The 26490-nt window shown below is 71.2% G+C and carries 23 protein-coding genes; 8 read left to right on the top strand and 15 right to left on the bottom strand.

All coding sequences use genetic code 11. The features are described from left to right. Nucleotide 1 precedes the first annotated feature (1 nt). From cysD to ABZ836_RS07210, 9 genes are all read right to left on the bottom strand, one after another. Nucleotides 2-940, bottom strand: coding sequence for a sulfate adenylyltransferase subunit CysD (gene cysD / locus ABZ836_RS07250; RefSeq protein ID WP_356128256.1), 939 nt, complete (start codon nucleotides 938-940; stop codon nucleotides 2-4). Then, complete coding sequence (gene cysC, locus ABZ836_RS07245; protein ID WP_356128420.1) at nucleotides 937-1551, bottom strand: adenylyl-sulfate kinase; 615 nt, start codon at nucleotides 1549-1551, stop codon at nucleotides 937-939. The genes cysD and cysC overlap by 4 nt, the downstream gene beginning before the upstream one ends. Then, entirely contained in the window at nucleotides 1548-2918 is a 1371-nt protein-coding gene (locus ABZ836_RS07240) for an MFS transporter (RefSeq protein ID WP_361140183.1), read from the bottom strand. Before ABZ836_RS07240 ends, cysC begins: the two co-directional genes overlap by 4 nt. Nucleotides 2919-3013: 95 nt before the next feature. Beyond that, a complete protein-coding gene (locus ABZ836_RS07235) occupies nucleotides 3014-3862 on the bottom strand; it encodes a methyltransferase domain-containing protein (RefSeq protein ID WP_356128250.1) in 849 nt (282 codons plus the stop codon). Between the two features lie 86 nt (nucleotides 3863-3948). Beyond that, nucleotides 3949-5097, bottom strand: coding sequence for a hypothetical protein (locus ABZ836_RS07230; protein WP_356128247.1), 1149 nt, complete (start codon nucleotides 5095-5097; stop codon nucleotides 3949-3951). An 85-nt stretch (nucleotides 5098-5182) separates the two neighbouring features. Next, entirely contained in the window at nucleotides 5183-5914 is a 732-nt protein-coding gene (locus tag ABZ836_RS07225; protein WP_356128244.1) for an SDR family oxidoreductase, read from the bottom strand. Continuing rightward, nucleotides 5911-6663, bottom strand: coding sequence for a hypothetical protein (locus ABZ836_RS07220; RefSeq protein ID WP_356128241.1), 753 nt, complete (start codon nucleotides 6661-6663; stop codon nucleotides 5911-5913). The genes ABZ836_RS07225 and ABZ836_RS07220 overlap by 4 nt, the downstream gene beginning before the upstream one ends. A gap of 45 nt (nucleotides 6664-6708) precedes the next feature. Beyond that, nucleotides 6709-7932: a transaldolase family protein gene (locus tag ABZ836_RS07215; RefSeq protein ID WP_361140178.1), complete on the bottom strand. Its 1224-nt coding sequence runs from the start codon at nucleotides 7930-7932 to the stop codon at nucleotides 6709-6711. Nucleotides 7933-8066: 134 nt separating this feature from the next. Then, entirely contained in the window at nucleotides 8067-8747 is a 681-nt protein-coding gene (locus tag ABZ836_RS07210) for an HAD-IA family hydrolase (protein ID WP_361140175.1), read from the bottom strand. Between the two features lie 299 nt (nucleotides 8748-9046). Between ABZ836_RS07210 and ABZ836_RS07205 the strand changes: the two genes are divergently transcribed. From ABZ836_RS07205 to ABZ836_RS07180, 6 genes are all read left to right on the top strand, one after another. Beyond that, nucleotides 9047-9871 (top strand): AfsR/SARP family transcriptional regulator, encoded by an 825-nt coding sequence (locus ABZ836_RS07205; protein ID WP_356128232.1) that lies wholly within the window; start codon nucleotides 9047-9049, stop codon nucleotides 9869-9871. Nucleotides 9872-9958: 87 nt separating this feature from the next. Further along, nucleotides 9959-11323, top strand: coding sequence for an MFS transporter (locus ABZ836_RS07200; RefSeq protein WP_361140171.1), 1365 nt, complete (start codon nucleotides 9959-9961; stop codon nucleotides 11321-11323). A gap of 97 nt (nucleotides 11324-11420) precedes the next feature. Next, nucleotides 11421-12644, top strand: coding sequence for a methionine adenosyltransferase (metK, locus tag ABZ836_RS07195; protein ID WP_356128226.1), 1224 nt, complete (start codon nucleotides 11421-11423; stop codon nucleotides 12642-12644). 11 nt (nucleotides 12645-12655) lie between these two features. Next, nucleotides 12656-13642, top strand: a complete 987-nt coding sequence (metF, locus tag ABZ836_RS07190) for a methylenetetrahydrofolate reductase [NAD(P)H] (protein ID WP_356128417.1) — start codon at nucleotides 12656-12658, stop codon at nucleotides 13640-13642. Between the two features lie 55 nt (nucleotides 13643-13697). Continuing rightward, complete coding sequence (locus ABZ836_RS07185) at nucleotides 13698-14681, top strand: carbohydrate kinase family protein (RefSeq protein WP_361140167.1); 984 nt, start codon at nucleotides 13698-13700, stop codon at nucleotides 14679-14681. A gap of 255 nt (nucleotides 14682-14936) precedes the next feature. Then, nucleotides 14937-15983 (top strand): transaldolase family protein, encoded by a 1047-nt coding sequence (locus ABZ836_RS07180; protein ID WP_361140164.1) that lies wholly within the window; start codon nucleotides 14937-14939, stop codon nucleotides 15981-15983. Between the two features lie 152 nt (nucleotides 15984-16135). Here ABZ836_RS07180 and ABZ836_RS07175 read toward each other — a convergent pair whose 3' ends face one another. Further along, entirely contained in the window at nucleotides 16136-16807 is a 672-nt protein-coding gene (locus tag ABZ836_RS07175; protein WP_361140161.1) for a methyltransferase domain-containing protein, read from the bottom strand. Nucleotides 16808-17040: 233 nt separating this feature from the next. Here ABZ836_RS07175 and ABZ836_RS07170 point away from each other — a divergent pair, with 233 nt between their 5' ends. After that, nucleotides 17041-19029, top strand: a complete 1989-nt coding sequence (locus ABZ836_RS07170; RefSeq protein ID WP_361140158.1) for a helix-turn-helix domain-containing protein — start codon at nucleotides 17041-17043, stop codon at nucleotides 19027-19029. Here the strand turns inward: ABZ836_RS07170 and ABZ836_RS07165 are convergent. Further along, entirely contained in the window at nucleotides 18969-20168 is a 1200-nt protein-coding gene (locus ABZ836_RS07165; protein WP_356128212.1) for a transposase, read from the bottom strand. The two genes, ABZ836_RS07170 and ABZ836_RS07165, sit on opposite strands and share 61 nt — an antisense overlap. Nucleotides 20169-20647: 479 nt before the next feature. On the opposite strand from ABZ836_RS07165, the gene ABZ836_RS07160 reads away from it, so the two are divergent. Next, entirely contained in the window at nucleotides 20648-21520 is an 873-nt protein-coding gene (locus ABZ836_RS07160) for an alpha/beta hydrolase (RefSeq protein ID WP_356128209.1), read from the top strand. Between the two features lie 282 nt (nucleotides 21521-21802). Here the strand turns inward: ABZ836_RS07160 and ABZ836_RS07155 are convergent, their stop codons facing one another. The 4 genes from ABZ836_RS07155 to ABZ836_RS07140 form a co-directional block, all read right to left on the bottom strand. Then, the gene (locus ABZ836_RS07155) at nucleotides 21803-22294 is read right to left on the bottom strand and encodes a zinc-binding dehydrogenase (protein ID WP_361140305.1); all 492 of its coding nucleotides are present in this window, start codon (nucleotides 22292-22294) and stop codon (nucleotides 21803-21805) included. Between the two features lie 25 nt (nucleotides 22295-22319). Further along, nucleotides 22320-22691: a cupin domain-containing protein gene (locus tag ABZ836_RS07150; RefSeq protein ID WP_361140153.1), complete on the bottom strand. Its 372-nt coding sequence runs from the start codon at nucleotides 22689-22691 to the stop codon at nucleotides 22320-22322. 161 nt (nucleotides 22692-22852) lie between these two features. Further along, the gene (ilvB, locus tag ABZ836_RS07145; RefSeq protein WP_356128205.1) at nucleotides 22853-24658 is read right to left on the bottom strand and encodes a biosynthetic-type acetolactate synthase large subunit; all 1806 of its coding nucleotides are present in this window, start codon (nucleotides 24656-24658) and stop codon (nucleotides 22853-22855) included. Nucleotides 24659-25163: 505 nt separating this feature from the next. Beyond that, nucleotides 25164-26435 (bottom strand): helix-turn-helix domain-containing protein, encoded by a 1272-nt coding sequence (locus tag ABZ836_RS07140; protein ID WP_361140149.1) that lies wholly within the window; start codon nucleotides 26433-26435, stop codon nucleotides 25164-25166. Nucleotides 26436-26490 lie beyond the last annotated feature (55 nt).

Here is a 26490-nt window from a genome sequence, read left to right as displayed (position 1 = left end):
GTCAGAAGTACCCCTCACGCTTGCGGTCTTCCATCGCGGCCTCGGACATCTTGTCGTCGGCGCGGGTCGCGCCCCGCTCGGTGAGCCGGGACGCGGCGATCTCGGCGATGACGGCCTCCAGGCTGGTGGCGTCGGAGTCGACGGCCCCGGTGCAGGACATGTCGCCCACGGTGCGGTAGCGGACCAGACGGGTCTCGACCGGCTCCGACTCCTTGGGGCCGCCCCACTCGCCCGCCGTGAGCCACATCCCGTTGCGGGCGAACACCTCGCGCTCGTGCGCGTAGTAGATCCCGGGGAGCTCGATCCTCTCGCGGGCGATGTACTGCCACACGTCCAGCTCGGTCCAGTTGGAGAGCGGGAAGACGCGGACGTGCTCGCCGGGCGCGTGGCGGCCGTTGTAGAGCTGCCACAGCTCCGGGCGCTGCCGGCGCGGGTCCCACTGCGAGAACTCGTCGCGCAGCGAGAAGACGCGCTCCTTGGCGCGGGCCTTCTCCTCGTCGCGGCGTCCGCCGCCGAAGACCGCGTCGAAGCGCTCCGCCTGGATCTTCTCGGTCAGCGGGAGAGTCTGGAGGGGGTTGCGGGTGCCGTCGGGGCGCTCGCGCAGCACCCCGCGGTCGATGTAGTCCTGCACAGAGGCGACGTGCAGGCGCAGCCCGTGGCGGGCCACGGCCCGGTCGCGGTAGTCGAGGACCTCGGGGAAGTTGTGCCCGGTGTCCACGTGCAGCAGCGAGAACGGGATCGCGGCCGGGGCGAACGCCTTCAGCGCCAGGTGGAGCATGACGATGGAGTCCTTGCCGCCGGAGAAGAGGATCACCGGCCGCTCGAACTCGCCCGCCACCTCGCGGAAGATGTGCACCGCCTCCGACTCCAGCGAGTCCAGGTGGCTCAGCGCGAACGGACTGTCCAGGCCCCCCGCGGCAGTTGCGGCAGTGGTCGTCATGCCAGACCCTTCTCGGTGAGCAGCGCGTGCAGCGCCGCCGCGGACTCGGTCACGGACTGGGTGTGCGACTCGATGCGCAGGTCCGGATCGGCAGGTGCCTCGTACGGGTCGTCCACCCCGGTCAGTCCGGAGATCTCACCCGCCGCCTGCTTCGCGTACAGGCCTTTCACATCGCGCACGGCGCACACCTCGACCGGCGTCGCCACATGCACCTCCAGGAAGGGCGTGTCGCTGGCCAGGTGCCGCTTGCGGACGGCCGCGCGGCTGTCCGCGTAGGGGGCGATGACGGGAACGACCGTGGTGATCCCGTTGCGCGCCAGCACCTCCGCCACCAGGCCGATGCGCTGGACGTTGGTGTGCCGGTCCTCGCGGCTGAAGCCGAGCCCCGCCGAGAGGAACTCGCGGATCTCGTCACCGTCGAGCACCTCCACGCGGCGGCCCTCGGCGCGCAGTCTGCCGGCGAGGGCGTTCGCGAGGGTGGTCTTGCCCGAGCTGGGCAGGCCCGTCAGCCATACCGTGGCACCTGGACGGCAGGTGCAGACCGCTTGGTCTTCCATCGGGAACCTTCCGGTTGTGTGGGCGTCGGCCGTACTGGTTGCCGGGGGTGTCAGCCGACGGACGGGGCGGTTTCCGTACGGGTCTCCGGGGCCGGGCTCTTCTTGCCCAGGGCGCTCTCCGCGGACCCCTCGCGGGGCAGTTGCAGGGTGAGGAAGCCGAGAACGACGGCGACCACTGCGACCACGACGTAGTACCACATGAAATCGCCGGTGACGTTCTTCAGGAATCCCGCCGTGTAATTGCCGACGATTCCGCCGACTCCCTGGGTCACGTTCGTGACGCCGAAGATGACGGTGGCGGCGGCGCCTGACGCGGATTTCGACACGTAGGCCGGAACCAGCCCGTAGATCGGGTAGAAGGCGAGGGCGAAGAGGACGCCGGAGACCATGGGGAGGAATCCGACCGGAGCCAGCACGAGCAGGACGGAGGAGAGGAAGAAGAGCGTGTAGCAGATCACCAGGGACGCCCGGACGCCGATGCGGTCGGAGAGCCAGCCGACGGCGAATCCGGCGAACATTCCGATGACGCCGATGGTGCCCCAGACCTGTGCGGCGAAATCGATGTCGAATCCGAGACCTTCGCGCAGATAGGGCGACAGGTAGTTCTGGAACGGCATGCAGGCGAAGCCGTTCAGGAACTTCATGACCCAGACGATGACCACCCAGCGCACCAGCACCATGCGCCAGCCCGCCCGGGCGCTGTCGTCCTTGCCGGTGCCCTCCTTGCCGGTGCCCTCCTTGCCGGCGCCCTCCGCCCGGGAGTCGGGGTCCCCCGCGTCCGTGCCATGCGCCGCGACGGGCGCCGCCTTCTCGTCGGAGCGGAAGAGACCGAGCCGGTGGAAGGTGACGGCGGCGACCACGGTCACCATCAGGGTGCCGAATCCGACCGAGTACCACAGGCCCCGCCAGTTGTCGTCCCGCACGAAGCCGGGAACGAGGATGCTGTTGACGACCACTCCGTAGCTGGTGCCGCTGGAGACGAGGCCGAGGACCTTGCCGCGGTGGCGGTAGTCGACGACCCGGCCGACGATCTCGACGAGCGGCACGTACACGGAGGCGGCCGTACCGCCCATGATCGTCAGCAGGAGCGCGATCAGCACGATGCTGTCGGTCGTCGGCAGCAGCACCAGGCACAGCCCGCACAGGGCCACCGAGCCGATCGTCACCTGGCCGCCGCCGATGCGGGTGGAGAGCCACGTGCCGAGCAGGGCGAACACCAGGAAGCCGAGCTGGCCCGCCGCGGTGATGGTGCCGACCACCGCGTAGTCGAACCCGAGGTCCCTGCGCATGTCGGTGACGAGCTGCGCGAACAGGTAGAAGCCGAATCCGTAGGTCGCCGCCACGAAGCTGGTCAGCAGCACGGTGACGACGAATCCGGCGGCGGGCGAGGATCGCTTGCCGGTGCTTTGCTTGGTATTCACTGCCGTTGTGGCCTTTCTGACTGCTGCTTCTCAGCCTGCCTGGGACGCTTGCCGGGACCAGGTGCGAAGGGACGCGGACGATTCCGCGGCGCCTCTCAGGGTTTGCGGGCCACGTGGATGACGAAGTCGACGTCGTCGGTGTCGAACTTCTCCTGGAAGTCGCCGAAGGTCTGGATGGTGTCGAACCCGGAGTCGATGAGCAGTGTGGAGAGCTCCGCCGCGAGAATGGGATAGACCTCCAGGTGGTGCGTGCCGCCCTGTTGGAAGTCGTACCGGAATCGGCACAGTTCGGCGTCGATGTGCGCGACGCTCACGGTCGCCCCGGTCCCGCAGTAGTAGTAGTTGCCGCTGCTCCGGTAGCGGTGACGGCGGATGGCGTCGAAGTTGCGGTGGTCGACGATGAGGACGCCGCCCGGGTTCAGGGCCTCGTAGAACTGGGCGAGCACCGCGCGGCGGTCCTCCTCCTGGAAGAGGTGCGGGAACGAACTGCCGAGGCAGACGATCGCGTCGTACCGCTTGTCGAGGTGCTGGTGGAGACTGCGCCAGTCGGCGTGCAGGACGTCGAAGGTCTGGCCGTGCCGCACGGCGTTGCGGCGGGTGTGCTCGACCATCCGGGCACTGCCGTCGGCGGCGGTGACGTCGAAGCCGTCCTGCGCGAGGGTCACCGCGTGGTACCCGGTGCCGCAGGCGACGTCCAGGACGTGGCGGGCCTCGACCCCGTGGAGGAGCTCCGTGAAGAAGTCCTGCTCGCCCTCCCGGCGGCGGTCCCAGTCGATCAGCTGGTCCCACAGCTCCACGAGGGTGGGGATGTACTGGCTTTCGAAGTCGTCCGACACGACGTCCCGGGCGGGCGCCGCCTGCCGCAGGCCGGGGCTGCGCGGGGTGCTGAGCGTGCCGCCGGCGGCGGATGCCGAACGGTCGGCGCGTGCGGCGGGAGTGGTCATGGTGGTCCTCCGGCTCAGAGTGACGGGGGGCGGGTCCGCGGGGACCCGGTGCGGACGGGGCGGGGTGCCCCCGGGGGCAGTGCGGTTCAGCGGAACGTGTCCGCGAACGCCGTGTACTTGGCGCCGAGTTCCTCGGCCCACTCGCCGCTGTCGCCGAGCTTCATGTTCTGGCACTCGTAGCCGAGCAGGCGCTTCATGACGGCCATCTCCGGCTCGGCGAAGTGCACCGTTCCGTCGTCGTCGATGCGGTCGATGCCGTCGGCCCGCTGGCACTCCTCGTTGATCCGGACGGCCTCGTCGCGGTCCAGGCCCTCGGGCAGGTCGAGGGTGGCGCCGCCGCGGTGGACGCGGACCGGGTAGCCGCCCGGCAGGCCGTCCGGCGCGGGGGCGTGGGCGAGTACGCCGCTGTCGGCGGCCATGCCCCTGAGCACGCGTACCGCGGAGGAGGCGGTCAGCAGCTGGCCGTCGATCCCGCCGATCCGCTTGAGCCGGCCGTCGAGCTGGGCGAAGAGAGCCGCGTGGTCCAGTTCCGCCGTGCCGGGCCGCCCGGTGACGCGCGCGGCGAGGTGGTAACTGCCCCTGCCCGCGTCGCCGAAGCGCGGAACGTAGTGGCTGAAGTAGTGCTGTGCGGTGAGCCGGAGTTCGACCTGCGACGGGTCCGCGTCCAGCAGGTGGGCGGCGCCCAGGGTCAGCGCCGGAACGATGTTGGCGACGTTTCCGACTCCGACCGTCGGGGCCAGGCCCACCTTGTCGAGGACCGGGCCGACCGCGTCGGGGAACGCCGCGTTCACCACCTTGGCGTCGACGCCGGAGTCCCGCACCGCCTGCATCAGCAGGTGGTTGAGGGTCAGGTGCATGGGAAGCCAGGGGCCGAACTGCGCCTCGTCGAGCTCCTCGAAGACCTCCTTGGGCAGCGCGGTGATGACCCGCCAGGACTGGAGCGAGGCGCCCATGAAGATGATGTCGGGGCGGACCCGCGCGAGGGTCTCGGCCGTGGCGTCGACGTCACGGAGGTCGACGCCGACGGTGTCGACGGAGCCGTGCAGGCCGAGGTTGGCGGCCGTGAACAGGGCCAGGTTGCCGCGCCTGCGGATGGCCTCGGTGTCCCGGCCGGCCAGGACGACCCGGTTGGTCGCCGCGTCCGAGAGGAGCATGGTGAGCACCTTGGCGCTCAGGTCGCCCATGCCCAGCAGCATGATCAGGGGCTTGCCGGAACGGTCGGTCGGGGAAGTCAAGATGTGCCTCCATGGCGTACGGAGAGGGGGGCGGAGCGCCGCCCCGCGCGGTGCGTGCGCCTTGCCGGCGGACGCACCGGGCGGGTCAGCGCGGGTAGGAGCCGTTGTCGGCGCGCAGCAGCGCGCCGGTCAGGGTCCGGGACTCGTCGCTGAGCAGGTAGGCGCACACGTCGGCCACGTACTCGGGCAGGATGTCGCCGTCGAGCTGCTCCTGGCGCTTGTACTCCGCGTACCGGTAGTCCGGTATCCGGTCGGCGATGGCGGTGTTGACGATGAGCCCGGGCGAGACCACGTTGACCCGGATGTACGGGGCGAAGTTCATGGCGTTGGACTTGGTGAGTCCGATGACGCCGGCCTTGACCGTGCCGTAGAGGGCGTCGGAGCTGCCCACCTCGCCCGCGACCGACGCCAGGTTGACGATGGCGCCGCGCCGCTCGGCGGGCAGCAGGTGGTCGGCGAAGCGGCGGGAGAGCCACACCGGCCCTTTGACGTTCACGGCGATGACCCGCTCGATCGTGGCGTCGTCGTAATCCCAGACCGGCTGCCCGAGGTAGAGACCGGCGTTGTTGACGAGGCCGTCCACCTCGGGGTGCGCGGCTATGACCTGGTCCATGAAGGCGTCGCACGCCTCGTGCGAGGCGACGTCGACGACGTGGGTCCGCAGGGGACGGCCTTCGTGCTCGTCGGCCAGCGACTTGAGGCCCGGCTCGTCGATGTCGCAGGTGATGACGGTCTTTCCGGCGTCCAGCAGCCGGCCCACCAAGGCGCGGCCGACACCGCTGGCCCCGCCGGTGACGATGACGGTGGTGACGCTCACAGGACTGCCTCCTCGGCCGGCTGCAGCCGGTACTGGTCCAGGTGCTCGTAGAAGGGACGGCTGTACCGCTCGAACTCCCGCAGTTCGGGGCGCGTCTCATAGGTGAAGCGGTAGGAGCGCTGGGGCGCGCTGATGCCGTTGCTCGCGGCGACGTCCGTGTGCCAGCCGGACCAGGTGGACCACTGGGGCTGCTCTCCGGCGCTCCAGTGCAGGGCCTCGGGCAGGAAGGGGATGCCCACCGCGTCGCAGTAGGCGGCGAGGGTCGCCTCGGGGCGGGTGGCGAGGTCCGCCGCGTTGATGACCACCGGGGTGGTGCCGGTCAGGTCGCGGACGGCGTCGAACGTGCGGGCCAGCTGCTCGTAGCCGAGCACCTCCCGGGTGAGTCCGGGGTGCACCGTGGCGTGCGAGAGGACCGCTTCCTCCGGGTCGCGGATCAGGAAGGTGTTGACCTGGCCCCGCAGGTAGTCGGGGTCGTCGAGGAGATGGTCGAGGCAGTGGTAGGGGAAGTCCTTGTGGAACACCGGGCCTTCGAGCCGCGCGTCCTCCATCATCCGTTTGATCTCCGGATAGGTGAGCGGGTGGCTCGGGTCCGGATTCTTGTGCGGGATGGCGGCCCGTTCCTCGTGCATGAAGAACACGTAGGCGAAGGCCTCGTGGAAGACCTTGAAGTCGCGTCGTTCGATGAACGAGCGCTCCAGCGCGGTCGACATCGACCGGGGGTGGCTCCACAGCGCGATGGACTTGTGCATGACACCTCCTTGGGGGTGGGGAAGTACGGGTGGGAGCAGAGGGGGTCAGACGAGCAGCAGGGGACGTGCCGGGGAGACCGCGGTCTGGAACTGGTGCGCCACGAAGTCGATCAACTTGCGGGTGTTCGCGCAGACTTCGGCGTACGTCGACACGAACGGCCCGTAGTGGGCGAACTCCTCCGGGCGCATGCCCTTGGGGTCGTAGGCCCGCTGGAAGGACGGAAGCCACATGAGCTTCTCCAGCACGTCTGCGGGGACCTCCTGACCGATGGCCGTGGAGTCGAAGGCGGGCAGTTCGCTCTCCCGTCGCATGACGTCCGCGATGAACTGCGGCTTGCAGGTGTAGGCGACGGCCCCTCCGGCGCTCTGTTCCAGGTGCATGCTCAGCGTGCTCCCGTGTCCGGGGTCGTCGACCTCCAGGCTGGACAGCAGCGGCTTGACGGGATGCCCGTTCTGCGCGATGAGCCGGTGGATGCGCTTGAGGACGGCGAGCTCGCCCCACCTCAGGTCGGAGGGCGAGATGTCGATGTCGCGGATGGCGGCCTCGTACCGCAGGTCCTTGTTGGCGCCGAACCGGCCGATCATGTGCGTGAACACCCCGCGCCACCGGCCGGTGTCGATGCCCCGGGTGCGCGCCTCGGCGAGGCCCGACTCCACGGCCTCGGCACAGGCGATGAACTGCGGGACCGTGTACGAGAGCGTGGAGTTGACGGAGATGCCGCGTGCCACCAGCTGTCGGATCACCTGGTAGCCCTGCTTGGTGCCGGGCACCTTGAGCATGAGGTTGGGGGCGATCCGGGCGATGCGCAGGGCCTGTTCGAGCATGAGGTCGGCGTCGAGCATGTGGCGGGGGTCGAGCTGGCCGGACACCCAGCCGAACCGGCCCTCCGTGGCGTGCCACATCGGCAGCATCTCGCGGGCGGCGCGGCGCAGCGCCTCCTCGTAGACGAGCGCGAAGGTGCTCTCGATTCCGGGGGTCAGCTGGTAGCGGATGAGTTCCTGGATGTCGTTGCGCCAGCTCTCCGGAGAGGCCAGGACGCTCTGCGCGACCAGGGAGGGGTTCGTGGTGACCCCGCGGACGAGGGACCGTTCGGGCGTCGCCGGACACAGGAACCGGTCCAGCTGCTCGCGCCAGCGGCTCCGGGTGTCGTCGTCGGGTGCGTCGGCCAGCTGCTTGCGCCGCCAGCGGGGGAAGTCGAGGGGCGAGGAGTCCCACCAGATCTCCGCCGACTCGCCGGCCTGCTGCAGCTCGTGAAGAACACTCGGCATACGGATCGTGCCTTTCCGTCTTGGTCTCTCTGGAGGACGGGTCGCGACGGGGCCCTGTGACGGGCGCTCGTCCTGGAGGGGGCTCGGGAAGGGGCTGGAAAGGGCTCCGGGGAGGGGCAGGGGAGGGGTTCCGGTTACGGGGCGGTGCGGTCGTGCAGGAGGCCGGCCGACCACTCGTCGAGCAGTCCCGGCAGTTCCGCCATGCAGCCGAAGGCGGTAGCCCCCTCGGCGGCGAGGAGGGCGGAAGTCCCGCTGTGCGGCGGGGCGTAGGCGAACACGGACATGCCTGCCGCGATGCCGGCCTGCACGCCGACCAGGCTGTCCTCGACGACCGCGCAGCGTCTGGCCGGTACCCCGCGGTCGGCCGCCGCGTGCAGGAACAGTCCGGGGTCCGGCTTCCAGGAGCCGACCTCGTAGGCGCTGTACACGCGGCCCTCGAAGTGCGGCAGCAGGCCGGTCAGCCCGAGGGTGTGCAGGATCTTCTCGCGGGGTGCGCTGGAGGCGGTGCAGAAGGGCAGTGCGAGCCCTTCCAGGACCTCCTGGACCCGGGGGACCGGCAGGAGGTCGGTGGAGAAGAGCTCCGAGCATCCCTTCCGGAACGCCGGGACGAAGTCCGCCGGCAGCGGCCTGCCGAGCATGGCCTCCAACTGGTCCACCCATGCGGCGACCTTCCGGCCCCGGATGAATTCCAGCGCCTGTTCCGGGGAAAAGTCAATACCCTCTTCGGCGGCCATTCCCCGCATGATCCGTGCGCTCAGAGGTTCGCTGTCGACCAGAACTCCGTCGCAGTCGAAGATGACCAGACCCTTCGTCATGAAGAAGCCTCTCCTTGTCCTGGAGGTCGTCCTGGGCGCGGTGCCGAAATGCGTCTCCGAGGACGACCGGCGTTCTTTCCACGCTCTTCGGCGGCGGGGACCCGACCAGTGAAGCAAGGCGTTCTTACGATTCGCTCACCGCTCGATACCGAACCCCTTCCCCGAGGTCGCAAAACGGGGCAAATCGGGCGTGAATGACAGAGTCCGACGGTCATTGTGGGCAAGGTCCGACGCCGGGGATACGTTCCTCGTACGGACACGGACGGCAGCTCACCAATGTGCACGTGAGAGGGAGTTCAATGAAGTTCGCAGTTCTCGGCCCGCTGTCCCTGACGGACCCCGGCGGGTCGTTGCTCCCGACTCCGCCCAAGACCCGGCAACTGCTGGCGCTGCTGGTGCTCCACGCGAACTCCCTGGTCACGCTGGACACGTGCGTCCGGGAGCTGTGGGGCGACTCCTCGCCGCGCAGCGCCGTGCAGAGCGTGCACACCCGCGTCTTCCAGATCCGCCAGGCGCTGTCCGGCGACCTCACCGGCCCGACGACCACCGAGAGCAAGCGCATTCTCGAAACGCATCACCAGGGTTATTCGCTCCACATCGAGAAGGGAAATCTCGATCTCGACGTGCTCGACGCGCACATGGCGCGGTCCAGGCTGGCCCATTCGCGGACGGACGACCTCAAGATTTCCACGGAACTCCGGTCGGCACTCGGGCTCTGGCGCGGGCGCACTCTGGTGAACATTCAGCAAGGGCCGTGCATCCAGGCCCGAGTGGCGGGTCTGGAAGACCTGCGCATGACGACGCTGGAACAGTGCATCGAGGCGGAACTCAGGCTCGGAATGCACCACAGGCTGCTTTCGGAATTAAGGACACTCGTCTCGCAGTACCCGGTGCACGAGAACCTGCACGCCCAGTACATGGTCGCCCTCTACCGATCGGGCCGCACCGCGGAGGCCCTCGGGACCTATCAGCGGCTCCACCGGACCCTCACCCGGGAACTCGGCATCGAACCCTCGCAGCGGATGCGGCAGCTGCAGACCGCGGTGCTCACGGAGAGCGAGGTGCTCGACGTGACCTCGCCGCACCGGGCCGTCCTGTCCGTGGACCTCATGGCGAGCCCCTGACTCCCCCGGGCGCGGGCGGCGGGGAACCCCGCCGCCCCGGCATCGCCTCCCCCCGCCCCGCCCCGCCATCGACCGAGGAGAACCCACGTGTCAGCCGTGGAAGCGCACGCGTCGCCAGGCCGTGGCACCGGAACCGGCCCCACCGGAAAGGACGCCGGACGGGTCCGCCGGTTCGAGACGAGGATCGCCGTCTGCGCCGGCGGCGGCGAGGTCTGCGACGGCTGGGTGCTCGGCGTCGTCGGCGCGGCCCTGCCGCTCGCACGCGACGACCTCCAGCTCACCTCCGCGTGGGCCGGACTGATCGGCGCCGCGTCGCTCATCGGCCTGTTCTTCGGCGGCCTGATCTTCGGATGGCTCACCGACAAGGTGGGCCGCCAGAAGATGTACCTCATCGACCTGCTCGTCTTCCTCATCGGCTCGCTGCTGCAGTTCGTGGTCCAGGACCCCGTGCAACTGCTCCTCGTGCGGCTGGTGATGGGAGCGGCGGTGGGCGCCGACTACGCCATCGCCGGTGCGTTGGTCGCCGAGTTCGCACCGCCCGCGCGACGCGGCCGTCTGCTGGCCTCCCTGATCGTCTTCTGGTACGTCGGCTACACCCTGGCCACCGGGTTCGGCCTCGCCGTGACCTCCCTCACCGACGACCCGACCGCATGGCGCTGGATCCTCGCCAGCAGCGCGCTGCCCTCCCTGGTGGTGCTGCTCGCCCGGCTGGGCACCCCGGAGTCCCCGGCCTGGCTGGCCGGAAAGGGCCGGATCGCGGAGGCCGAGGAGATCAGCCGGCGGTGGCTCGGCCGGGAGCTGGAGCGGCCCGCACCGGACGGTGCGACCGTGCACACCCGGCACAGCACCCTGTTCGCCCCCGCGTATCTGCGCCGTACCGCCTTCACCAGCCTCTTCTGGCTCTGCCAGGTGACCCCGTTCTTCGCCGTCTCCACCTTCGCCCCACAGGTGCTCGGCCTGCTGGGGGCTCCGGGCGGCGGAGTGGGCGAGCTGCTGCTCAACGCCTTCCTCCTGGTGGGCTGTCTGACGGGCATGGTCGTCATCAACAGGGTGGGACGGCGGGCCCTGCTCCTGTGGCCGTTCTGCGTCACGGCCGCCGCCCTGCTGGTCCTCGGCCTGTGGCCACAGGCGCACCCGGCGGTCGTGGCGATCGGCTTCGGCGTGTTCGCGTTGTTCCACGCCGGGTCGAGCGTGCTGCAGGCCGTCTACCCCAGCGAGGTCTTCCCCACGGAGATCAGGGCGACCGGCATCGGCTTCGCCGCGGCGGTGAGCCGGATCGGCGCGGCCCTCGGCACCTTCCTGGTGCCCCTGGGACTCGACGCCTGGGGGGTCGGCGCGGTCATGCTGCTCGGCTGTGCCGTCTCCGTACTGGGCGCCCTGGTGACCGCGGCCTGGGCCCCGGAGACCGGCGGCATGGAACTGTCACGGGCGAGCAGCCCCGGTGCCTCCTGACAGGCGTGCCGCCCCTGTCGCCCCGACCAGGTCCTGACGGCCGGCCATCCGCCCGCCGAAACCACTCTCGTCTCTCTTCCCCTTCCTGAGGAGTGTCATGTCCCGTCGTCTGTTCACCTCGGAGTCCGTGACCGAGGGCCACCCCGACAAGATCGCTGACCAGATCAGCGACACGATCCTCGACGCGCTCCTGCGCGAGGACCCGGCTTCCCGGGTCGCCGTGGAGACCCTGATCACGACGGGCCTCGTGCAGGTCGCGGGTGAGGTCACCACGAAGGCGTACGCGCCGATCGCACAGCTCGTGCGCGACAAGATCCTCGAGATCGGTTACGACTCGTCCAAGAAGGGCTTCGACGGCGCCTCCTGCGGTGTGTCGGTGTCCATCGGCGCGCAGTCCCCGGACATCGCGCAGGGCGTCGACACCGCGTACGAGAAGCGTGTCGAGGCCTCCGCCGATGGTGAGCAAGGCGACGAGCTGGACAAGCAGGGCGCGGGCGACCAGGGCCTGATGTTCGGCTACGCGTGCGACGAGACGCCGGAGCTGATGCCGCTCCCGATCCACCTCGCGCACCGCCTGTCGCGCCGACTGACGGAGGTCCGCAAGAACGGGACGGTCCCCTACCTGCGTCCCGACGGCAAGACCCAGGTCACCATCGAGTTCGACGGCGACAAGGCGGTCCGCCTGGACACCGTGGTCGTCTCCTCGCAGCACGCCTCGGACATCGACCTGGACTCGCTGCTGACCCCCGACATACGGATCCACGTCGTCGAGCACGTGCTGGCCGCCCTGGAGAGCGACGGCATCAAGCTGGACACCGAGGGCTACCGCCTGCTGGTCAACCCGACCGGGCGCTTCGAGATCGGCGGCCCGATGGGCGACGCGGGCCTGACCGGCCGCAAGATCATCATCGACACGTACGGCGGCATGGCCCGCCACGGCGGCGGCGCCTTCTCCGGCAAGGACCCGTCCAAGGTCGACCGTTCGGCGGCCTACGCGATGCGCTGGGTCGCCAAGAACGTGGTGGCCGCGGGTCTCGCCGCGCGCTGCGAGGTGCAGGTGGCGTACGCGATCGGCAAGGCCGAGCCGGTGGGCCTGTTCGTGGAGACCTTCGGCACCGCCACCATCGACACCGACAAGATCGAGCACGCCATCACCGAGGTCTTCGACCTCCGCCCGGCCGCGATCATCCGCGACCTCGACCTGCTGCGCCCGATCTACGCGCAGACCGCCGCCTACGGCCACTTCGGCCGCGAACTGCCCGACTTCACGTGGGAGCGCACCGACCGCGTCGAAGCGCTGCGCGCCGTCACGGGGGTGTGAACGTGGGACCCATCCGGCAGCAGACGGCGTCCGGCCCGCCGCCGTTCCCCCGGCCCGGCGCACCGTACACCTTCTCCTTCGAGTTCTTCCCGGCCAGGACAGCGGCGGGTGACCGCGCGTTGTGGCGGGTGATCCGGCGCGCGGAGGCGCTGTCGCCCGCGTTCGTGTCGGTCACCTACGGGGCAGGGGGCTTCTCCCGCGACCGCACCGTCGACGTCACCCGGCGCATCGCGGCGGAGACGACGCTGCGCCCCGTCGCGCACCTGACCGCGGTCGGCCACTCGGTGGCCGAACTGCGCGCCGTCGTCGGCCAGTACGCGGACGCCGGCATCCGGGACGTCCTCGTCCTGCGGGGCGACCCGCCGGGCGACCCCATGGGCGAGTGGACTCCGCACCCGCAGGGCGTGCGCCACGCCTCGGAACTCGTCGAACTGGTGCGGTCCCTGGGCGACTTCACGATCGGCGTGGCGGCGTTCCCGGAACGTCACCCCCGGTCCCCCGACTGGGACAGCGACATCCGCCACTTCGTCGCCAAGTGCCGAGCGGGGGCCTCCTACGCGATCACTCAGATGTTCTTCGACGCGGAGGACTACCTGCGACTGCGTGACCGGGTGGCCGCCGCGGGCTGCGACATCCCGATCGTCCCGGAGATCATGCCCGCCACCGATGTCCGGCAGATCGCCCGGTTCGCACAGCTCAGCGGGGCCGCGTTCCCCGCCGGACTCGCCCGCCGCCTGGAAGCGGCCCGTGACGACGCCGAGGCGTCCCACCGCGTCGGCGTGGAGCACGCGACGGCGATGGGCCGCCGGCTGCTGGCGGAGGGCGCGCCCGGCCTGCACTACATCACGCTCAACCGCTCCGCCGCCGCCTTCGACGTGCACCGGGGCGTCCTCGCCGCGATCCGGGAGGGCACCGCCCCGCTCGCCTGCGCCGCCCGGCCCGCGGGCCGGGACGGCGTCCCCGTCCTCGCGGCCACCGGACAGGGGCCGGCCGGTTGAGCCCCCGGGGCCCCGACCGCCCGCGACGACTACCGAGAGCACTCTGGGGGATGCCGTGCGCCTTGCCATCACCGGTTCCATCGCCACCGACCACCTCATGACCTTCCCCGGCCGGTTCACCGACCAACTGGTGCCGGACCACCTCGACCACCTGTCGCTGTCGTTCCTCGTGGACGACCTGGACGTACGGCGTGGAGGGGTCGCCGCGAACGTCGCCTTCGGCCTCGGCCGCCTCGGGCTCGCCCCCCGCCTCGTCGGCGCCGTTGGGGCGGACTTCGACGAGTACCGCGCCTGGCTCCAGGCGAACGGCGTCGACACCGGTCACGTCCGCGTCGTCGAAGAGCGGCGGACGGCACGCTTCATGTGCACCACCGACCAGGACCAGAACCAGGTCGCCTCGTTCTACGCCGGAGCGATGTCCGAGGCCGTACGGATCGACCTCGCCGACCTCGTCGACGGATCGGGCGGCCCGGACCTGGTGCTCGTCGCGCCCAACGCCCCGGACGCCATGCTCCGGCACACACGGCAGTGCGCGGAGCTGGGCCTGCCGTTCGCCGCCGATCCCTCGCAGCAACTTGCCCGGCTCGGCCGGGAGGAGGCACGGCTGCTGGTCACCGGGGCGCGCTGGCTGTTCACCAACGCCTACGAGGCCGCACTCCTGCGGGAGTTGAGCGGCTGGAGCGAGCAGGAGATCCTCTCCCGGGTGGGCACGTGGATCGTCACGCACGGCGCCGACGGCGTCCGCACGGCCACCGCCGACGGCCTGCGGCAGTCCTTCGGGGCCGTGCCGTCGCACAGCGTGGTGGACCCGACCGGTGCGGGCGACGCCTTCCGGGCCGGTTTCCTCGCCGCCACCAGCTGGGGACTCACGCCCGACGCGGCGGTCCCGCTCGGTTGCGCCCTGGCCACCGAGGCGCTGGAGACCGTGGGCTGCCAGCTCTACCGGGCGACTCCCAAGGACCTGCTGGCCCGCGTCACTGCCACGTACGGACAGTCCGTGGGCGACGCACTGGCCGTGCACCTGGGCCGGTGTCGGTGAGCGAGGTGATCGCCGTCGCCCTCCCGGTGACGGGGGCGGCGGCCTGCGCCGGTCACCGGGCCGGCCGGTCCGTGCCCCGGGAGCGGACCGCGCCGACCAGCGGGGTCCGGGCCGTCCCGACGGACAGCGCCCCGACGGCGAAAGCCCCGACCGGTGCGCACGGACGCCGGCCGAGCGGAACCCGGACCGGAGGACGGGATGAGTGAGCGCGCGCCGAACACCCGGGCGTCACACGCCGGTTCGGCGTTGGCGGCCTTGGCCCACGAAGGCGTCGCCGTGTGGATCCAGGGGATCTCCCGCCGGTCGCTCGCGGACGGCACCCTGGCCCGACTGGTCGCCCGGGGAGCCGTGGGCGGCGCCGTGCTGTCCCTGCGGGAACTGGGGCGGGAGACACGCGAGGGGACCGCGTACCGGGCGCAGATCCGGTCGCTCCGCGCGCGTGGCGTCGGCGCGGAGACCGCCCTGAAGGCGCTGCACCGCTACGACGCCCGGTGGGCCTGCGACGTGCTGGCAGCGCGCTTCGCGGCGACCCGGGGCGCGGACGGCTGGGTCTGTGCCGAGGTGGACCCGCGGTCGGCCGGTGACGCGCCGGGTCTGCTCGCCGAGGCGAGGGCCCTGGCCGGCGCGGTGGCCCGCCCCAACCTGCTGGTCTCGGTGCCGGCCACCGCGGCGGGCCTGGCGGCGGCGAGCGACTGCCTGGCGGAGGAGATCGGCGTCGCCATGACCCACCTGTACGCCCCGCGTCACTACCGGGACGCCGTCGACGCGTACTTCGAGGGACTCGGCCGGACACGTGAGGCGGGGCGCCCCCCGACCGGCAGCTCGGTGGCGTCCTTCGACGTGGCCCGGACGGCGAAGGCCCTGGTCGGCCGGCCCGGCACGGCCGCACCGCCCGCCCGGCCCGCGCAGGCCCTCGCCCGTGCCGCCTACCTGCTGTACGAGGAGAGCCTCGGCACCCCCACCTGGCGCAGGTTGCGCAACGCGGGCGCCCGGCAGCAGCGGCTGCTGTGGCCGGACGCCGGTGAGGCCGACCCCGCGGCCGCGGTTCACCTCGCCGAGGATCTGGTGGCCTGGAACACCGTCCAGGCGATGTCGGAGCGGACCCTGGACGCTGTGGTCCGGCAGGGCCACCCGCAGGGCGACACCCTCTCGCACCGGCCCGCCGACGCGCTCGAGCGCACGGCGCACTCCTGGGCGACGAGCGCCGACGTGGAGCGTGCCGCCACGGCTCTGGCCGCCGCGGAACTGCGCGAACGCGCGCGGGAGACCGAGGCGCTCACCGGTGACTGGCGGGACCTGTAGGAGCCGGCTGCGGTGTCCGGGGGCAGGGGAGGGGAACAGGGGGCGGGGTGCTCGGGTCGGCCGCTCCCGGGTGCGCGGCGCGCCCGCGGTCGACGACGGCGACACTGTTCCCGAAGTCCGCTTCCCGCGCGGAACTCCGGGGCCCGGCGACATCACCGCCCGGTCGGACGGCGTGAGGCGGGCGATCCGCGCACGTCTCGGACGGCTTTGCCGGCGACGGGCCAGGCCCGCCTGCTCCCCACCGGCACCACTTCCAGCAGGAAGTGCTCGATCGGATCGGTTCCTTCGAGCACCGTGCGGCGGCGCAGCACCCGCAGTTCACGGCCGCATTCCCGCGCGATCTCCGCCAGCGCGGCAGCGTCGCCCCGCTCGCAGAAGTGCAGCAGGGCGGAACCGCCGTCGGTCAGCTGGTGCACCGCCTGTTCCACATACCGGCGGTGGGTGCGGTACCCGGCGTCCAGGTAGGCGCGCTCGTGCATCGAGGCATAGGAGAACTGGGCGGGAGCGAGGACGTAGTTGGAGCTCCAGAAGACGCGGTCGAAGCGGGCGTCGTCGTCGACGGCGTCGAACAGGTGGCTGTGCAGCACGGTCAGACGGTCCGTCACCCCGTGCCGTTCGGCATTCCTGCGGGTGTTCTCGACGGCGTCGCGGTTGATGTCCGTCGCCAGGGTCGTGCAGTTGGCCAGAGCGGCCTGGACGGAGATGACTCCCGATCCGCTGCCGATCTCCAGCAGGGAGGTCGGTGCGGCTCCGGGGTCGGGATCGGTGAGACCGAGAAGGTCGAGGGCGGTCGCCGTGGACGGTGAATGGACCGGCGCGAACACCTCGTCCAGCAGGTCCCCTTCACGGCATGCCGGGCCCCGCCGATGGTGGCGTGAACACCACCCATGACATGTGACGCTCGCCACAGTGAGGGATATCCGTGGTGGTCGGGGCAGGGGCTGAAGCTGAGGGCTGATGCCGACGTGCGCGAACGGCAGTTGCGCACTTCCTGGACGAGGTAGCCACATACATGGAATCAAGTGAGCATTCCGGCATAAGTGAGATCCTCGGCGTCATGGAACTGCTCGCCGCGGAAGCGCCGTTGACCGAGATCGAGGAGCGGCTCCGACGCGCTCGCGACACGCTCCCGGGCACGGAGACGGAACACCTGGAGCGTGCGGGCCGCACGGTTGCCGGCATCCACGCCCTGTTCTCCCGCCGCCAGCAGCGCGAGACCGAACTGTCCGGGCTCGTGGACACCGCGCGCGATCTGACCCTTCCCTACGACCTGGACTCCCTGCTGTCGACGATCACCCGCCGCACCCGGACGCTGCTCGGCCTGGACATGTCGTACATCAGCTTCCGCGACCCCGACGCGGGCGACAGCTTCGTCCGCACCGCCGATGGCCACGCGTCCGCACTCACCGTGGGCTACCGCGTCCCGCACACCGCGGGCCTGGGCGAAGAGGCCATTCAGCAGGCCGTGCCGATGTGGAGCGCCGACTACCTCGCCGACAGACGGATGCGGCACTCCGAGGTCCTGGACGAGGTGGTCCGCGCCGAGGGGCTGAAGGCCATCATCGCGGCTCCGCTGAGGTTCGGCGACGACGCCTTCGGCGTGCTGTACGCGGCGGACCGCAACGTCCGGCACTTCACGGTCGGCGAGGTCTCCCTGATGAGTTCACTCGGAGACATGGCCGCGGTCGCCATCGAGAAGACACGCACCCTGGAACGCCGTCACGACGAGGTACTCCACCTCCGGTCCGACACCTGCCGCATCGCCGCCGAACTGGACGAGTTGCGGAGCAGGGCGGAGCGGCACGCCGCGCTGGTGGACCGGGCGCTCGCCGGAGGCAGCCTCGGCACCCTCGTCGACGACGTCGCCCGGGCCTTCGGCGGCGCAGCGTCCGTCTGGGACATGGCGCACCGGCCGCTGGCGGCAAGCGGCACCGTGCCCCCGGCCGTGGAGCGGGAGATGAGGGAGGCGACCCGTACCGCGTGCGCACGTCGCACACCGGCAGCCCTCTCCACGGGTGCCTGGGCCGTACCCGTCGTCGCGGGTGACGAGTGCCTCGCCGTCCTCCTCGTCCACCCGGGGGAGCCCCTGCGGGAGGCCGGGAAGACCTCCCTGCGGCTGGCGGCCCAGTCGGTCGCGGTGCTCCTCCAGACGCAGCGGGGGGAGGCCGCCGCGACGAGCCCCTTCCGGGACGAACTGTTCGAGGACCTGCTGGTCGCACCGCACCGGTTCACCCAGCAGTTCGTCGAGCGGGCGCACCGGCTGCGCGTCGACCTCGAACGGCCGCACGTGGTCGTGGTGGTGCGGGTGGAGGGCGGCGCCCAGGGCCGGGCGGCCGGCTGGGCCGCGGCCTACGCACGGCGGATGGACGGATTACGCAGCATCCAGAACGGTTGCATCGCCCTGCTGCTGCCCGCCACCGACTCCAGCGCGGAGGCCGCCGCCGTCTCCGCGGAACTCGGCCCCCTGCTCGACCACCCTGTCACCGTGGGAGCGGCGGGACCCGTCTCCAGCCCCGGCCTGATCCGGCAGACCCACCAGGAGGCGCTGCGCTGCCTGGACGCGCTGGTCTCGCTCGACAGCGTCGGCACCCACGCCTCCACCGAGGACCTGGGCTTCCTCGGCGTGCTGCTCTCCGACAACCGCGACGCCGCCAGCTTCATCCACACCACCATCGGCCTCGTGCTCGACTACGACGACCAGCGGTCGACCGAACTCACCAAGACCCTGGACGCGTACTTCGCCGCGGGCTGCAGTCCGCGCCGCGCCGCCGAGGCGCTCCACGTCCACCCCAACACCGTCTCCCGCCGGCTGGAGCGGGTCACGGAACTGCTCGGCGAGGACTGGCTCGAACCGGAGCGGGCACTGGAGGTCCAGCTGGCCCTCCGACTCCACCGCACGAGCGACGTCCTGCAGAGGAAGGACCCGCCGCCACGGGACGCGCCCGCCGGACCCGAAGCGCGGCCGGCCGCCGTCCCGGAGGCCGTTCACGCGGCCGGCGACGCGTCACCCGGCGCCTCGGAGGATGCGAGCTCGGCCATTGCGTAGGCGCAGGACGCCAGGGTGACGTGTCGGTGCCAGCCCTGGAGCGAGCGCCCCTCGAAGTCCCGCAGCCCCACGTCCCTGCCACGGTCCCGCCAGCCCGCACCGACCTCGCGCATCAGCCGGGTCGCACGCAGGAGGGCGGCCGGCGACGCGTCCCGGGCGTTGGTGAGCCACCATTCGTCCGGGGCGCGGCGCGTGCCCCGCCACATGCCGAACAGCCTCACCCTTCCGGGGGAGCCCTCGACGGCGGCGCCGTGCGCTCCGGGCAGCCGTACGTGCGCCATCGCCGTCACGGGCGGGAGCCCGCCGTGCCCGGCGTACGGCACACCGTCCATGTGTCGCGTCCGGCGTGCCGCGCCGAGCGCGTCGCACACGGGCACCAGACGCTCCTTCCGGCCCCCCGGCCGCCGCTCGTCCACGGCGAGCAGGGTGTGACCACTGACGCGTACGGCGACGGGGGACGCCCCGCGCAGCAGCCGGGCGGCGTCCTCCTGCTCGCCGTCGCCCCGTACGTCCGTCACGCACAGGCGGGAACCGCCCCGCCAGGTCCTTATGTCGTCGAGCAGACCGGCCACGCACTCCCGGGTCGTGGACGGGGCGGGGCCGCTGTCACCCGGTAAGGCCAGCCGCCAGCTGACCGGGGCGACCAGGCGCTCGGACGCGTACCACATGCCATAGGCCCGCTGCCCGACGATCCGGTGCCCGTCCTCCGCGGAGTAGTGCGGGGCCACGCCCACGGTGCGGCTGCCGGTCTTGGGGATCGACACCGGCAGCGCCACCCAGGCGGCGATCGGGGAATTCCCGTCGAGGAACCCCGCGAGCGCCCGGCGCACCGGGCCGACGGACCAGCGCGCACTGTTCACGAAGTGGCGCAGCCGCTGTTCGTCACCGGGCATGCCGACCGAAGTGGCGATGTTGGCGATCGACTTGCGCCCCTCGGCGGTCAGCAGCCCGTCCATGTACTGCCGCGCCCTGATCCGCTGGTCGTAGCCGCGGAATCCCGCGAAGAGGGCGGTGCAGAGGTCGGTGACGCGATCGGTGCCGTGGCCGGCGAGGCGGCGGACGGGAGCCGTGGGACGGCGGCCGGCCACAGGCCCCGACGGAGGGACCGGCTCGTGAAGGGCTGTGCTGCTGTGGGCCATGGGGGCGCCTCCTGGTGCACGGGGAGTTCGACGCGCTGACACCAGATTCGGGGCTGCCGCCCGCTTCCGACGAGGTGCGACGGAGACACCGCGCCGGACGCGTGTGGTGACGAGGTCACCATCGATGCCCCTGACGCCCCCATCGGGAGAGGTCTCCGCGGGCTGGGGGCGGTGCTCGCGTCACCATGCGCGACTCGCTGTCCCGGGCGTTGACACCGACCCTGGCTGCGGCACCGGCACCGGCACCGGCACCGGCACCAGTACCGACCACGGCCGCCTGCCTGCGCATCTCGACGGCTGTTGACACGCGGCGAGAAAGGCATCCGCCGGGGCGGCGGACCGCTATCATCCGCCGCGTGACCAGGCACAAGGTGAGTTCACTGCCTGGGCGCGGAGCTACCGCCTGTGCCCACGCCGTCCGGACCACGCCCGGTCCGGACAGCGCTGCACTGCGAGCACAGCCGAGAGGAACAGCACCCGTGAGCGAATGGCAGCTGCCCGAGACATTCCGCAGCACGTCGGGCGACGTCCGCTGGGGCAGCCTCGGACAACCCGGCCGGGATCCGGTCGTGCTCCTGCACGGAACACCCTTCTCCTCGTATGTCTGGCGTGCCGTCGCCCGTTCACTCGCCCGCGGTCACCAGGTGTTCGTGTGGGACATGCCCGGTTACGGGGCGTCGGAGATGTCCGTCGGACAGGATGTCTCCCTGGCTGCCCAGGGCAGGGTCTTCACCGAGCTTCTGGCGCATTGGGGCCTGGAGGAGCCTCTGGTGGTCGCCCACGACTTCGGTGGCGCCGTCTCCTTGCGGGCGCATCTGCTGCACGGCGCCCGCTATCGCGCGCTCGCTCTGGTCGACCCGGTCGCGCTGGCGCCGTGGGGGTCGCCGTTCTTCCGGCTTGTCGGTGAGCACTCCGAGGTCTTCGAGCAGCTGCCGCCCGCGCTGCACCACGCTCTGGTGCGCGAGTACGTAGCGTCGGCCAGCAGTCCCGGCCTGCACCCCGCGGTCCTCGACCGGCTCGTCCGGCCCTGGCTCGGCGAGCCTGGCCAGGCGGCCTTCTACCGGCAGATCAGCCAGGCCGACCAGCTCCACACCGACGAGGTGCAGGACCGGTACGGCGAGATCGGCATCCCGACGCTGGTGTGCTGGGGCCAGGACGACACCTGGATTCCCGCGGCGAAGGGGCGGGAGCTCGCATCCCGCATTCCGGGCGCGCGACTCGAACCGATCGCCGGTTCGGGCCATCTCGTCCAGGAGGACGCGCCGGCCGAGCTCACAGCCGCTCTCATCGCCTTCCTGCAGAACCACGCCCAGAGGTCCCGGCACACGGGGCAGTCGTCGCCGCGCTCCTGACCTGCCGTCATCACCCGTGTGCCGATTCCCGATCGATGGTCACCGGCCGGCGACGGGCCGGTGCGGCGGCGGAGGGCAGGGGCAGTGCTTCCGCCCCTTGATGTCGGCGTGGTTGCCCGTCTCGGGTGGCGGCCACCACGCGTCGCAGGGCGCGTCGCTCCGGTCTGTGTCCTCTCCGTGTGGAGCGGTCGGCGTGACCCGGTGAGTCGGCGTCAGCCCGACTTCCGTCACGCCGACCGCTCATGGAAGCCCTCTCGACGCAGTGCGATCTTGATGCCGAGTTCACCGCGGCGGTCCGCGAGCAGGGCATAAGCGTCCTGCAGTCGGTGTAGCGGCATCCGGTGGGTGATCAGCCCGTCGACCCGCGGGCGTCGAGTCCGCAGCAGTACGAGCGGGCACGAGCAGGTCGGGAAGGGTGTAGGTGTCGACCTGGCCGGTGGACACCGTCGCGTCGCGGTTCCACAGGGCGTCCAGAGGCAGGGAGACCGGCTTCGTGTGCACTCCTGTGTTCGCGATCCTGCCTCGCGGCCGGACGATGCGCGCGCACATGCCGAACGCCTGGTCCGAGCCGACGGCCTCGATGACGAGGTCGACGCCTTGTCCGTCGGGTGTCGGTGCAGGTCCGCGTTCGGCGACGTCTTCGCGCCGGGCGAGCGCGTGGTCGCGACCGCCGTGCCGGCTCGCCGACTTCCTCGAAGCGCAGGGCGTACATGGCTTCCCGAGTTCCCGTCCGGCGCCGTCAGCTGACGCTGGTGGCGCTGTGCGGGTGGACAGCCGTGGCGGAGACGACGGTCGGGCCTCATTCGGAGTGTGGGGTGCTGTCCGGTTGCGGGCCGGGGGCTGGGATTGCTTCGGAAAGAGGAGATGCCAGGGACGGCAGGAAGTAGATCGCGTACATCACCAGGGGTGTTGTCCCCAGGTTGTTGCCGATGTGTCCCTGCTCGGGGCCGGGTGCCTCGACGAACGCCTGCCCGGCCCGCACCGTCTCCGTGCTGAGGTCCCGGGCCAAGGTGTGGGTGAGGACCCCTTGGCTGACCACGATGAGCAGTGGGCCATGGTGGTAGTGCCAGCCCGTGGTGCCGCCGGCGGGCAGGGTGATCCGGCGGACCTGGACCAGCTGTGCGTGACGGCCCAGCGCCGGCAGCGTGTCGCTTACCAGACCACGGGCCAAAGGGAGGTGTTGCGCCAAGTGTGCGCTGCTGGGTGGTGGTAGTCCGGAGAGCGTCGCCTCCAGCTCGTCGTCCGGGGGACCTGTCACCGTAGTGCTCCTTCCTGCCACGGTCAGGGGCGCCGCTGTTCCCACGCTCTGCCTGGTGCAGACGCGGAGTGTTGTCAGGCGTCACGGCTCTGAGGATCGTCCGGGGTGGGGTCCGGTTCGAGGCGCGGGCGCAGGTCGCGTGCGACGAGGATCTCCTCGTTGGAGACTCCGGCCGGCACCATGGGCCAGACCATGTCCGTTCTGGGCACCACGAACTCGAGGACCACGGGCCGGTCACGCACTGCCGAGGCGGCGATCACGGCGCGGTCCACTTCCTCGGGGCGAGTCACCTTCCAGGCCGCGCAGCCGTAGGCGAGGGCCAGCTGGGTGATGTCTGGGCTCTGCGATCCCTCGTCGGTGTCCAGATCGGTGTGCTGGATGTCGCCGTCGTGGAAGAGCTCCTGCCACTGGCGCACCATACCCAGGGAGGAGTTGTTGATGACGGCGACCTTGACGGGCAGACGTTCGTGCACGCAGGTGGCGAGTTCCTGGTTCGTCATCTGGAAGCATCCGTCGCCGTCGACGGCCCACACCTCGGCGTCCGGAAGGGCCACCTGAGCGCCGAGGGCCGCGGGGATCGCGTATCCCATGGAGCCGGCACCTCCCGATGTGAGGAAAGTGCGGGGGCGCTCGCAGTTCAGCAGTTGCGCCGCCCACATCTGGTGCTGGCCGACTCCCACCGTGTACACCGTCCGCGGCCCGCTCACCAGGGCGTCGAGGCGTTCCAGCACGTAGGCGGCGGTGAGCCGGAAGCCGTCGCCGCCGGAACCCTTCGGGTAGCGGTCGCGCCAGGTGTCGAGAGTGTTCCACCAAGGCGTGAAGTCAGGCACAGGCGTGCCGAGCAACTGCCGTCTCAATGCCTCCAGCAAGGCCCGTAATGCCTGCGAGCAGTCCGCGTGAAGAGCCACATCGGCTTGTCGTTTACGGGAGATCTCCCGCCGGTCGATGTCGATGTGGATCACGCGGGCTTCCGGTGCGAACCCCTCGAGCCTGCCGGTCACCCGGTCGTCGAACCGCGCACCCACGGCGAGCAGCAGGTCCGCGCGCTGCATGGCGGCGACCGCGGGAACGGTGCCGTGCATGCCGGGCATCCCCAGATGCAGATCGTGGCCACCAGGGAAGGCTCCCTGAGCCATGAGAGTGGTGACGGCCGGTAGACGCAGCAGCTCGGCCAGTTCCCGCAGCGGCCCGCTCGCGGCAGCTTTGACGGCGCCTCCTCCCACGTAGAGCACGGGGCGACGTGAGGCCAGGAGCAGGGCGGCAGCTCGCTCCACCGATTCCGGATCGGCGCGGGGTGGTGGCGTGACCGGGATCGCCGCCGCGGTGTCGGGTGACGGGACCTCCCCGACCAACGCGTCCTTGGTGATGGACAGCAGGACGGGGCCTGGGCGTCCGCTGAGCGCCCGTCCGACGGCCTCGCGTACGGCTGCGTCGATGTCGGCCGCGGCGGTGATCTCGGCGGTGTACTTGGTCACGGGTCGCACGACGGAGCAGATGTCGGTCTCCTGAAAGGCGTCACTGCCGAGCTGCCCGCTGTCGACCTGTCCGGTGACGGCCAGGATCGGCACCGAATCCATGTGGGCGTCCATCAACGGGGTGACGAGGTTGGTCGCACCCGGGCCGGAGGTGGCGAAGCACACTCCGATGCGTCCGGTGGCCTGCGCGTAGCCGGATGCCGCGTGCCCGGCGCCCTGCTCGTGCCGGGTCAGTACGTGCCGCAGCCAGGGCGCGCCGCCCAGCGCCCTGTAGAGCGGTAGATTGGCGCCGCCAGGCAGTCCGAAGACGTGCGAGACGCCGCATGCGCGCAGTGCTTCGAGGACCGACTCGGCGCCTGTCCGCGGTCGAGGTGCCGATGGCCTACCAGTCGGTGTGTTGGTCACCGTGGACCTCCCGTGCGATGCCTTCCTTTCAGTAGGCCGCTCGAACGGAACACCGTACAGGCGCATTTCGGCAGGACTCGTTGTTCTCATGCCTCCCACGGCAGCGTCTGCGCCCGCAGGCCCGGCAGGACGTGACACCGGGCCGGCGCCTCGCGACGAGACCGAAGGACCAGGTCATGCTCAGCACCTCGAAGCACAGCGAGCCGGCCCATCGGACTGCGCGTACGCGCCGTGCAAGGTCCTCCGCCGGACGCACGACCGCGCGGACGCGGCCCCAGGTGTCAGAGTCGGGACGTCCTTCCAGCACCCTGGCTTCTCCGCGGGGGTGAAGCGGTGGGTGTGCCAGCCGATGCGTGCGGCACCCTCTGTGTCTGGCGCAATTGTCGTCGATGAGCAGGGCGAGTTCGGGCGCTGCGCCAGCTACGATTCCTGGCCGGTCCGCCGGCTGCCCTCCAGCGGAGAGGTGCGCGCCTCCAAGGCGCACGCCACCGGCGCATCAGCCTGCTCAGCCGCGCTCCGCCGCCGGGTCGGCCGGGCCCGCGGCGGCCGTGTCCCGGCAGCTCAGCGCGAACAGCACGGTGGCCGCCTCCCGGGGCCGGGCCGGATCGAAGCCGGTGAGTTCGGTGAACCGGTTCAGCCGGTTGAGCACCGTGTTGCGGTGGCAGTAGAGCCGCGCGGCGGTTCCAGCGATCGACCCCGTGTCGCAGTAGGCCAGCACCGTGTCGAGCAGCCTGCCGCGCTCGGCCGACGGCGCGGCGTCGAGGCCCGACAGGACCGAGCGGGCCAGCATCGCGGCGACCGGCCCCACCCGGGCCGCTGCCACCGGCATCCACGCCTCGGCCAGTGTCACGGGTCCCCGCGCGTCGGCCGGCAGGGCCAGGGCCACCGCCTCCGCCGCGCGGACCACCCCGGGCACCTCGGCCAGACCTCTGGCCACCGGGCCCACCGCGCAGGGCACCGAGACGAGCCAGTCGTGCGGAAGCTGAGGGGTGTCGCCCGGCAGCCGTACCACGAGGACCAGCATGCCCTGGTGCTGTTGCAGATGGGACACCGTCCGGCCCAGGTGGGAGGCGACCGCGCGGCGCATCGCGTCCTGCGAGGCCGGCGGGGCGATCGCCACGGCGAACCGGTCGCGCGCGCCCACTCCGAGCAGGGCCGCCGCCTGGGCCACCAACTGCTGGTCGCGGCCGTCGGAGAAGAGGAGTCTGCCCATCAGGGCGACCCGCTCCCGCTCCTGGCGCCTGGCCAGGACGGCCACCTCGTCCAGGTAGGCGGCGTGGGTGCGCACGGTGTGGAACTCCACCGCCTCCCACACCCGCACGGCGCCCCGGGTCAGCTCGGCGAGCCGCTCGGGGGGCGTCCGCTGCAGGAATGCCGTCCACACCACACGGAAGTCCATCCGCACGGCCTGGAGCAGCTGTTCCAGAGGCACTCCCTGCTGGGCGCGGCGGCGCCCGAGACGCTCCGAGACTCCGTCCAGGGACTCGGGCACCGGCAGCCTCCCGACCAGCCTGAGCAGCAGCTCGAAGCTGTCCCGGGCGGTCTCGCGCAGATCCTCCTGCTCGACCGCCGTCCGGTACCCCTCGAACGCGGACACCTCGGCGACATAGCGGTCGACCAACTCGGCGATGTGGTCGAGGCAGTGCTGGGCGAGCAGGTGCAGCTCGTCAAGGCCTTCAGGGTCCGAACCGGTCGGGGCGTCGCCTCCCGGTGCGGGGGAGGGCAGACGCCTGCGCAGGTTCTCGGGGGGTGCCGTAACCGGCTCGTCATTGTGCACATGCCCATTATGGGGGGCCTAACGCGGAGCGTCCCGTCATTGTTCACCTGGCCTT

The organism is Streptomyces sp. NPDC047130 (genome assembly GCF_040643475.1).
In the GTDB taxonomy this organism is placed as follows: domain Bacteria; phylum Actinomycetota; class Actinomycetes; order Streptomycetales; family Streptomycetaceae; genus Streptomyces.
This window is presented reverse-complemented; position numbering and strand designations above follow the sequence as displayed.